The organism is Wolbachia endosymbiont of Drosophila leontia, from assembly GCF_028981785.1.
Classification (GTDB): domain Bacteria; phylum Pseudomonadota; class Alphaproteobacteria; order Rickettsiales; family Anaplasmataceae; genus Wolbachia; species Wolbachia pipientis.
The window spans coordinates 1-9,427 of sequence record NZ_JAPQLK010000094.1; the positions used below are offsets into that span (position 1 = coordinate 1).

The following is a 9,427-nucleotide window of genomic DNA, read 5'->3' on the forward strand; positions in this document are numbered from 1 at the left end:
TTTCTGGAGAGGCTGTATTACAAGAATTTTGGGCAAACTTGGTCATGTGCAATATATTATCGCTTCATATATGTGATGCACAAGGGCCTTGGAACCCAGATCAAATTACTGAGTATCGTTTAAATTTTTCAGTTTTATTTAGTGTAATGAGACAGAAACTCTATCAGGTACTTATTTCGCCAAAAAACTTTCAAGCCCTTTTTAAGTATACGTGCTAAAGTTAAAATCCGACCGGGACAGCCGCAATAAAGTAGATAAGCCTAAACGCCATCATGTCTTTAGGAGAGTTTGCTAATGAAAATTCTTAAGTTGACGTCATTGGCTGAATGGATACGATTTATTTCAGTGCATGAGCTGGTCCTTTTCGGATTTTAGCGCTGTGTACATAACTGCACGAACGTCTAGTTTAGGGGTAAGAAAAATTAGGGCCTGCAAATTAATCCAAACACATAAGTGTAGTGTTACCACCAAATGCTGTAGTGTTAACACTTACAACTTTTTCTGTAGAAAAACGCTGTAAATAATGAGAACCACCAGCTTTTGGCCCAGTGCCAGATAGTCCTCTACCACCAAATGGTTGTATCCCAACTGCTGCACCTATCTGGTTACGGTTGATGTAGACATTTCCAACTGATATTTTTTTACTTATAGTATCAATTTGACTTTGTATACGACTCTGCAAAGAAAACGTGAGTCCATATCCAGTACTATTTATATCACTTATAACTTCATTTAATTCTGACTTGTTAAAACGTATGATATGTAAAATAGGACCAAATACTTCTTGCTTTAATTGCGAAATTTTTTGTATTTCATAAATATATGGAGGAAAGAAATAACCATTATGAGAATTTGTATCCATGGGTACTTTAAATAACAGATTTGAATCTTCGTCCTCTGACATTTTTTGCGTATGTTGAGTTAGCATATCGATAGATGCTTTGTCAATTATTGGACCAATATCAGTACTAAGTTGTATTGGGTCACCAATCTTGAGTTCTTGCGCTGCACCGCATATCATTTTTATCTGCTTCTCTGCTATGTCCTCTTGAATAAACAGCACTCTAAGTGCAGAACAGCGTTGACCACTGCTACGAAACGCAGAAAGCAAAGCATCCATAGCCACTTGCTCTAAAAGAGCAGAGCTATCAACTATCATAGCATTGAGCCCTCCTGTTTCAGCAATAAGTGGCACAATAGGACCATCCCTATTTGCAAGCATTTTATTGATTATTTGAGCAGTTTGTGTTGAGCCAGTAAAAGCTACTCCGGCAATTCTATTGTCTGGAACTAATATTTTGCCTAAATATCCACCATCCCCAGGAATGAGGTGTAACACATTCTTTGGTATCCCAGCTTCATGTAGTATCTTAACAGCTTCGTAGGCAATAATCGGCGTTTGCTCTGCCGGTTTTGCCAGCACTGCATTACCTGCCGCAAGTGCAGCTGAGACCTGCCCAATGAAGATAGCGAGCGGAAAATTCCACGGTGATATGCATAAGAAAACTCCTCTGCCTTCAAAAAAGATGAAGTTATCTTCACCTGTTGGGCCCGGCAATTTTTTCCAGTCGCTCAGTTCATTTTTTGCTATCATTGCATAATAACGCAGAAAGTCGATTGCCTCTCTTACTTCTGCTATTGCATCGGATAAAATTTTTCCTGCTTCCACAATCAGAATGTAAATTAACTCTTTCATCCTTTCCTCAAGCAAATCTGCAGCTTTTTCAAGGCATTTAGCGCGCTCTTCTGCTGAAACATTCTGCCACTTAGCAAAAGCACTGTGTGCTATTTCAAGAGCGTTTAAAGCTTGATCGCTTGTTGCACTTGACACTTCTCCAATTACATTTTCCAAATGTGCAGGATTCACTACTTCGATAAATTCAGCATTATCAAATAGTGCTTTTCCATCAATTATTGGTCCAATTTGCCACTTTTTTTCACTAAAACCCTTTATATCATCTGCAAATTGTGAGACTATCACAGAATCACTAATATCCATCCCCAAGGAATTTTTTCTTTCTAGTCCCAAAATATCTTGTGGTAATGGAATGCCTGGATGAGGTTCATAATTAAAATTTATAGCTTTTTCCAGTGGATCTGAAATTAACTCATCGATTTTAACGTTAGGATCACTTATTTGATTAACAAACGAACTATTAGCTCCATTTTCAAGAAGGCGTCTTATAAGATAAGGCAACAAGTCACTATGTTCCCCAACGGGTGCGTAGACACGACAGCTAACATTTGTTGCAAGCTCTGACATTGCATAATCATATAAGTCTTTTGCCATTCCATGTAAGCGTTGAAATTCAAATCCAGGGTGGTTTTTATCAGCAAGTTCCATGATAGAAGCAAAAGTATAGGCGTTATGAGTTCCAAAGCATGGGTAAAAGCTGTTTGGTTTACTCAAAAGTTTCTGTGCGCACACGAGGTAAGATACGTCAGTATAGCTTTTTCTTGTAAATACTGAGTAATCATTTAATCCCAATTCTTGCGTACGCTTGATTTCTGAATCCCAATATGCACCTTTTACAAGCCTCACCATAATTTTATGATTTGATCGAATAGCAACATCCTCTACAAAGTCAAGAACAGACAAAGCACGTTTTTGATATGCTTGTACAGCCAAGCCGAGCCCTTCCCACTCAGAAAGTGATTCATCAAGCCGTAATTGTTCAAACAAGATTAAGGAAATTTCAAGCCTTTCTGTTTCTTCTGCGTCTATGCATAGTGAAATGTTGTATTTTTTTGCCTCGCGGCAGAGCTCTAAAACCTTAGTGAATATCTCACCAGCAATTCGGCCAAATTGACTAAATTCATAACGTGGGTGTAAAGCAGAAAGTTTGATTGAAATTCCATGGGATTTAAAACAATCATTTATTTCAGTGGATTCACCTATAGCTTTTATTGAGTGCATGTATGAATTAAAATACTCTTCTGCATCCTCAGTTGTGTGAGCAGCTTCGCCAAGCATATCAAAAGAGTATAAAAACTTACTATTGTCATCTAGTTTTGCGTACCTTAAAGCTTCTTCTATGGTTTCTCCAACAACAAAATGATTACCAAGCATAGACATTGCTTGTTTTACTGCTTTGCGAATGATCGGTTCTCCTAAATTCTTAAGTAACTTAGAAATTGCGTAATAGAACTTCGAATCGCCTTCATTATCTCTCAATATACTGCTACCTATCATTAAACTCCACGTGGAAGCATTGACGAACAATGAAGAAGAATATCCTAAATATTTACTCCATTCTTGATTGGCAATTTTATCTTTGATTAGCTCGTCTATTGTATAATCATCTGGTATTCTAAGTAGCGATTCAGCAAGGCACATCAATGCTATTCCTTCATCATTGGAAAGCGAGTATTGCTGCATAAAGGAATCTACAATACTTAATTTATTGTGTTTGATTTTTTCAATAACTTGTTTTGCAATATTATAAATTCTATTTTTTGAATCAGCCGAAAGCTCTGCTTTTTCTACAAGATAACGTATATAACTCTTTTCATCAGTACGATAAAATCCTTGTAAACGTTTTCTGAGTTCATTAGGTTCTTGTATAGAGCTTATCATATATAATTATCTCCAAAAAATACTCCGACACCATATGCATAGTGAAATTATATCATAACTTTGCGCAGAGCAAATTGCTATTTACAAAGGGACCAGGGCTGGCTAAAAGAAGTCCATGCAATAACTTTAAAAGGATTGTGCAAGTATGTAGCTCAACACTCCGCCACACATCAAGTATTTAGTCTCAGTTGCGGTTTGTACACAGCATTTGAGTTGAATTGATTGCTTTGAATTATCCTTTCTTTTGATGATGCATTCTAGATTTCCACCTGGCACTATTTCACCTTTTATGCTTATTACCTCGCTACCATCAAATATCTTTCTGGTTATTCCATTTTGGAATATAAGTGGAAGAACACCCATGCCGACCAAGTTGGACCTATGTATACGCTCAAAGCTTTCTGCAATGACAACTTTAACCCCCAACAATAAAGTACCCTTTGCTGCCCAATCCCTACTTGAACCTGTGCCATACTCCTTTCCTGCCACAATGATGAGAGCTTCCTTGTAGCGCATTGCTGCATCAAAAATCGACATAGTTTCTTGAGAAGGAATATATTTTGTATAGCCGCCTTCGATGCTTACCATTTCATTTTTTATTCTAATGTTAGCAAAAGTCCCACGCATCATTACATTGTGGTTACCACGACGAGACCCATACGAATTAAAGTCCTGTGGCTCAATTCCAAGATTTTTTAAATATATACCTGCAGGACTACTTGAGGCAATATTTCCAGCAGGGGAAATGTGGTCAGTGGTTACGCTATCGCCAAACATTGCCAATATTTGTGCGCCTTTTATATCGATTTTATTATTTTTAGGTGATAAATTATCAAAATAGGGCGGATTTTGTATGTAAGTGCTATTTGCATCCCAATTATAGATTTCACTTTTTTCACACTTTATCTTTCGCCAATGTTCATCACCAGAAAAAACATCCTTATACTTTTGTATGAACATCTCACGTGTTACCACACTTTTAACGCAATCTTCGATTTCATTGTTTGTTGGCCATATATCTTTGAGATAGACATCATTTCCATTCTTATCTTTGCATATTGAATCTTTTGTCAAATCAGTTTGCACAGTACCAGCAAGTGCATATGCAACAACAAGTGGCGGAGATGCCAAGTAATTAGCTTTGACTAACGGATGAATTCTTCCTTCAAAGTTACGATTGCCAGATAAAACTGCAGCAACGGTTAAGTTTTTGTTTTTAATGCCATCTTCTATATCTTTATTAAGTGGACCAGAATTCCCAATGCAAGTTGTGCAACCATATCCAACTAGATTAAAACCCAAAGCATTTAGATCTACCTGCAATCCAGACTTTTCTAAATATTCTGTTACAACTTGTGACCCTGGAGCAAGAGAAGTTTTAACCCAAGGCTTTGATTTTAATCCAAGTTTAATTGCATTACGAGCTACAAGACCTGCAGCAATCATCACACTTGGATTAGAAGTATTAGTGCAGCTTGTTATTGCTGCAATAACTACACTTCCATCTTGGAGTTTATCGCTTTCCTTTGACTCATTAACTAAAGATGATTTAGAAAAAGACTCTGCCACTTGTGAAAGAAAAACCTTATCTTGTGGTCTTTTGGGACCAGCCATTACTGGCTCCACGCTTGATAAATCAAGCTCTAGTGTGTCAAAAAATGCTAACTTGTCACTACTACGCCACAGTCCTTGCTCTTTCGCATAAGCCTCAACTAGCTTAATCAGCTTTTCTGGCCTTCCGGTTAAGCTTAAATAATCTAGCGTTTTTTGATCAATTGGAAAAAATCCACAAGTTGCGCCATACTCCGGGGCCATGTTTGCTATAGTGGCTCTATCTGCCAAAGATAAATAATCTAAACCATCACCATAAAATTCTACAAACTTACCAACAACGCCTTTTGTTCTTAGGATATTGGTAACCGTCAGCACTAAATCGGTCGCAGTTACTCCTTCCGACAATCTGCCAATTAATTTAAATCCAACTACTTCTGGAATCACCATACTAATTGGTTGACCAAGCATCACAGACTCAGCTTCTATGCCTCCAACACCCCAACCAAGAACTGATAATCCGTTAACCATTGTAGTATGGCTGTCAGTACCAACTAAAGTATCAGGATATATGACTCCATCATTATTACACACAACTTGCGCTAAATATTCAAGATTCACTTGGTGGCAAATCCCTGTGCCAGGCGGCACTACTCTAAAATTTGTGAAGGACGATTCTCCCCACTTTAAAAATTGATATCTCTCCAAATTTCTTTTTACTTCTAGCTCAACATTCTTACTGAATGCGGAAACATTTCCACAATTATCTACTTGAACAGAATGGTCAATCACAAGATCAACCGGTACAGAAGGATTTATGTTGCTCGGGTTTCCTCCATTTTTCTTAACATAGCTCCGCATTGAAGCTAGATCAACAACAGCAGGAACCCCTGTAAAATCTTGCATCAACACCCTTGCTGGTTTATAGCTAATTTCGTGATTAGTGTGTTTATTAACGCAGTCTGCTAGTACTCTTATGTCATCCAGCTTTACGTTTACTCCATCTTCATTACGCAATAAATTTTCAAGCAGCACCTTAAGTGAGCAGGGCAATTTAGTTACATCTGTCCCTAAAAATTCACTAGCACTACTTAGGCTAAAATAGTTGTATGACTTCCCGTCAATGTTTAAAGTCGTTTTTGCGTTTAAAGAATTGTTCATCCTATCACACTATATTAGTTAAAATTGGAATTACTACCGTTACTTTTTTGTTGTTGACCTTGCTGCTCATACATAGTTTCAAAATCTATAGGATCTAGCATCAGTGGGGGAAATCCACCACTACTTGTAACTCTTGCAATTATTTCTCTTGCAAAAGGAAAAAGAAAAGTAGGTCCACCAATAAACAAAGCTTGTCTTACTTCTTCCTCACTCAACTCTTTTAAATTTTCTATTGAAAAAATGCCACAATATTTCGTTTCACAAATGAAAGCTACGCCATCCTTTGTGCCTTCATCTTTTACCGTTGCTTTGACTTCTATATGCAAAGTAATTTCATGGAAAGATTTTTCCTCATTCACTTCTTCTTTGTTTTTCGTCCCTTCTAATTTTGCTGAATTGATATTAACCATTACATTAATATCTGGAGCTTTACTAGAAGAAAGGAATGGCGAATTCGGATTCTCAAATGATAGATCTTTAACATATTGACCGTGAATTCTCATTTTTTGTTGTGGCATTTCTTACGTCTCCTTTAATTAAGTTGAGATATTTAATACTTTCTTATATAATATATTCATTTACAAACGAATAGCAAACCTGATTATAAGTTGATATGAAAAACGTATTTTCATTAATAATTAATAATGTTCGGATACCCTATATGCCAAGGAGTTGAGTTACTATGATAGAGCTTGTAATATATGCTTTATTAGCGGCGTTCATTTTTTCACGTTTGTATAATTCTTTAGGAAGGTCAGCCAACCTCAACCTAAAAAAGCTAACTAATGTATTGGATGTAAGCCGAAGTAGAGAAGATGTAGTAGAAAACATTGAGGGTTACATTGATAGCAATGATGAAAATTCAATAAAAGTGACTTATAAACAAATATTAAAAAAAAACAAAGATTTTTCTATTTCCCACTTTATAGAAGGTTCAAGCATAGCTTTTGAATTAATAATAAAATGTTTCAATCAAGGAAATTTGTCTCAGTTAAAACCACTTCTCGATAAAGACTTATATGATAATTTTGCAGAGAAGATTAAACATCGTAAAGAGGTGCACGAGTCTATAATTGTTTCTATCGTTTCACAAAAGATTTTAGAAATAAAGCTAGTAAAAAACGCAGTGTTTATTGCAGTATATTTCCTTTCAGAGCAAATTAACTTCGTTAAGAACAATGAAGGAGATATAATATCAGGTAGTACATCCACTATTAATAAAGTTGAGGATGTATGGCAATTCAAAAAAAATGTTAATTCATCAGACCCGAGCTGGTTGCTTGTTTCTATTCACTATAAAAAGACAAGTAACGATAAGACAAATGATAAGTAAGATGAGTTTTATTTGAAATGGAAAGCAAGCTACGCGAAATAGTACTTGACACTGAAACGACAGGTCTTGACACTGAATCTGGTCATCGAATTATTGAAATAGGGTGTGTGGAATTAATTAACCGCATTCCAACAGGTAAAGTATTCCATCGGTACCTTAACCCAGAAAGAGATATACCTTATCACTCGTTTAAGATTCACGGTATTAGTGAAGAATTTTTAGAAGATAAACCATTATTTTCAGATGTTGCACTTGAATTTCTTGACTTTATATCTAATGATATTTTGGTAATTCACAACGCTGAATTCGATGTTAAGTTCCTTAACATGGAGTTAAGCAAGCTGAATGCTGGGTTAATTTCCTCAGACAGAGTGCTAGATACATTACCTCTTGCGAGGAAAAAATTCGCAGGATCACCTGCTTCTTTGAATGCATTATGTAAGCGTTTTGATATATCGCTAGAGAATAGAGAATTGCACGGAGCACTAGTTGATGCTCAATTGCTTGCAAAGGTATATGTTGAACTTACAGGAGGGTTACAAACCTTTCTGTTTGATAATGAATGCAATCAGGGCAGTAACTCCACATTCGTTCAGCATAAAGTACGTAATCTAACTCCCAGAGAACATTTACCAAATAGTGAAGAAATTGATGAACATAAGAAACTGTTAGACAAAATTAACAATACACTTTGGAATAAATATATTGAATAGGTTAACCAATAAAGATACAATTCAATTTTACTGAGAGCATTCTAATGGTAAGGTTTATAAGATTATTATCTAATGTGCTAGCAGCATTAGCAGTTGTTTTTTTAGGTTATTGTTATTTCACTAAAAAAGGCATATTTGCCCCAGCAGCGATTCACAACGCAGAAGTTAAGATAGGCGGAGATTTTTCTTTAATTAATCAGGACGGACAGATCTTGCGCAGTAGTGATTTTAAAGATAAATACATGATGATTTTCTTTGGGTTTTCCTCATGCAAAAGAATTTGCCCTATGAACCTTGGAATAATTTCAGAAACACTTGCAAAGTTAGATGAGAAAACTAACAACAAGCTACAAACATTCTTCATCACAGTCGATCCTGAGCGCGATAGCACGGAAAGACTTAAAGAATTTCAGCAGCAATTTGACCACAGAATACAAATGTTAACTGGTGAAAGAGAAAAAATAGACGAAGTAATTGCAAAGTATAAAGTATATGCTAGCAAAGTTGGTGGAGAAGAAGAAATCAACCATTCTTCAATAATGTACCTTATTGGCCCTGGAGGAAAATATGTTACACACTTTGCAGCTGATTTAAATTCAGACGAAAGTCAATCTGATAAGATTTTGGCTGAGATAAGAAAATACGTAAACTGAATTATAGATTTTTCTGTTAATTAGTCGAGCATGCAACTGCATGAGCATTATGATTTGAGAGCAATCTCCATGGGAAGACACACACAACTGTACGAACGTTGTAGTTTGGGAGCAATTCCCACCAGTGGGGTGTCATCCCAGTGCCCAGACACTGGGATCCAGCTTCTATGCAACTTAATTAAAAACGTTTGTTTTAGCGTAAGACAACTACCTTTAGCTCATCAGCTCAGTTATAAGCAAAATTTCTGGATTCCAGTGGGCTTTGTTGCATCGCTACTTATGAAAGGCTAACTATAGTTAGGATTATAAGTAACCTATTGAAAATCTTGTTTTTTTGCAATCAATCTGATCAAATTTAAGAATAGTAATTTATTATTTACATTAATAAATTTAATTCTATTGAAAATAGCTAAAGCATTGAAATTCTTGAATTTTAGCC

The 9,427-nt window shown here is 36.1% G+C and carries 7 protein-coding genes and 1 pseudogene; 5 read left to right on the plus strand and 3 right to left on the minus strand.

Annotated elements, in window-relative coordinates; translation table 11 throughout:
• Nucleotides 1-295 (plus strand): annotated as a pseudogene (locus OZD63_RS03090) (IS4-like element ISWosp8 family transposase); the annotation flags it as partial.
• Between the two features lie 141 nt (nucleotides 296-436).
• On the opposite strand, the gene putA reads toward OZD63_RS03090, so the two are convergent.
• The 3 genes from putA to secB all read right to left on the minus strand — a co-directional run bounded on the left by putA (nucleotide 437) and on the right by secB (nucleotide 6,807).
• Nucleotides 437-3,577 (minus strand): bifunctional proline dehydrogenase/L-glutamate gamma-semialdehyde dehydrogenase PutA, encoded by a 3,141-nt coding sequence (gene putA / locus OZD63_RS03095; RefSeq protein WP_275008082.1) that lies wholly within the window; start codon nucleotides 3,575-3,577, stop codon nucleotides 437-439.
• A 126-nt stretch (nucleotides 3,578-3,703) separates the two neighbouring features.
• Nucleotides 3,704-6,289, minus strand: coding sequence for an aconitate hydratase AcnA (gene acnA / locus OZD63_RS03100; protein WP_275008083.1), 2,586 nt, complete (start codon nucleotides 6,287-6,289; stop codon nucleotides 3,704-3,706).
• A 14-nt stretch (nucleotides 6,290-6,303) separates the two neighbouring features.
• On the minus strand, nucleotides 6,304-6,807 hold the full coding sequence (gene secB / locus OZD63_RS03105; RefSeq protein WP_274979808.1) for a protein-export chaperone SecB: 504 nt from the start codon (nucleotides 6,805-6,807) through the stop codon (nucleotides 6,304-6,306).
• 164 nt (nucleotides 6,808-6,971) lie between these two features.
• Between secB and OZD63_RS03110 the strand changes: the two genes are divergently transcribed.
• The 4 genes from OZD63_RS03110 to OZD63_RS03125 are packed head-to-tail and all read left to right on the plus strand — an operon-like array spanning nucleotide 6,972 to nucleotide 9,279.
• Complete coding sequence (locus OZD63_RS03110; RefSeq protein ID WP_010962367.1) at nucleotides 6,972-7,622, plus strand: Tim44/TimA family putative adaptor protein; 651 nt, start codon at nucleotides 6,972-6,974, stop codon at nucleotides 7,620-7,622.
• Between the two features lie 17 nt (nucleotides 7,623-7,639).
• A complete protein-coding gene (gene dnaQ / locus OZD63_RS03115; protein ID WP_275008084.1) occupies nucleotides 7,640-8,335 on the plus strand; it encodes a DNA polymerase III subunit epsilon in 696 nt (231 codons plus the stop codon).
• Nucleotides 8,336-8,379: 44 nt separating this feature from the next.
• Nucleotides 8,380-8,988, plus strand: coding sequence for an SCO family protein (locus OZD63_RS03120; RefSeq protein WP_010962368.1), 609 nt, complete (start codon nucleotides 8,380-8,382; stop codon nucleotides 8,986-8,988).
• A gap of 30 nt (nucleotides 8,989-9,018) precedes the next feature.
• The gene (locus tag OZD63_RS03125) at nucleotides 9,019-9,279 is read left to right on the plus strand and encodes a hypothetical protein (protein WP_010962369.1); all 261 of its coding nucleotides are present in this window, start codon (nucleotides 9,019-9,021) and stop codon (nucleotides 9,277-9,279) included.
• Nucleotides 9,280-9,427 lie beyond the last annotated feature (148 nt).

Coding starts and splice junctions, on each gene's coding strand:
- dnaQ (WP_275008084.1), top strand. CDS start 7,640: ATGGAAAGCAAGCTACGCGAAATAGTACTTGACACTGAAACGACAGGT.
- OZD63_RS03125 (WP_010962369.1), top strand. CDS start 9,019: ATGCAACTGCATGAGCATTATGATTTGAGAGCAATCTCCATGGGAAGA.
- OZD63_RS03120 (WP_010962368.1), top strand. CDS start 8,380: ATGGTAAGGTTTATAAGATTATTATCTAATGTGCTAGCAGCATTAGCA.
- OZD63_RS03110 (WP_010962367.1), top strand. CDS start 6,972: ATGATAGAGCTTGTAATATATGCTTTATTAGCGGCGTTCATTTTTTCA.
- acnA (WP_275008083.1), bottom strand. CDS start 6,289: ATGAACAATTCTTTAAACGCAAAAACGACTTTAAACATTGACGGGAAG.
- secB (WP_274979808.1), bottom strand. CDS start 6,807: ATGCCACAACAAAAAATGAGAATTCACGGTCAATATGTTAAAGATCTA.
- putA (WP_275008082.1), bottom strand. CDS start 3,577: ATGATAAGCTCTATACAAGAACCTAATGAACTCAGAAAACGTTTACAA.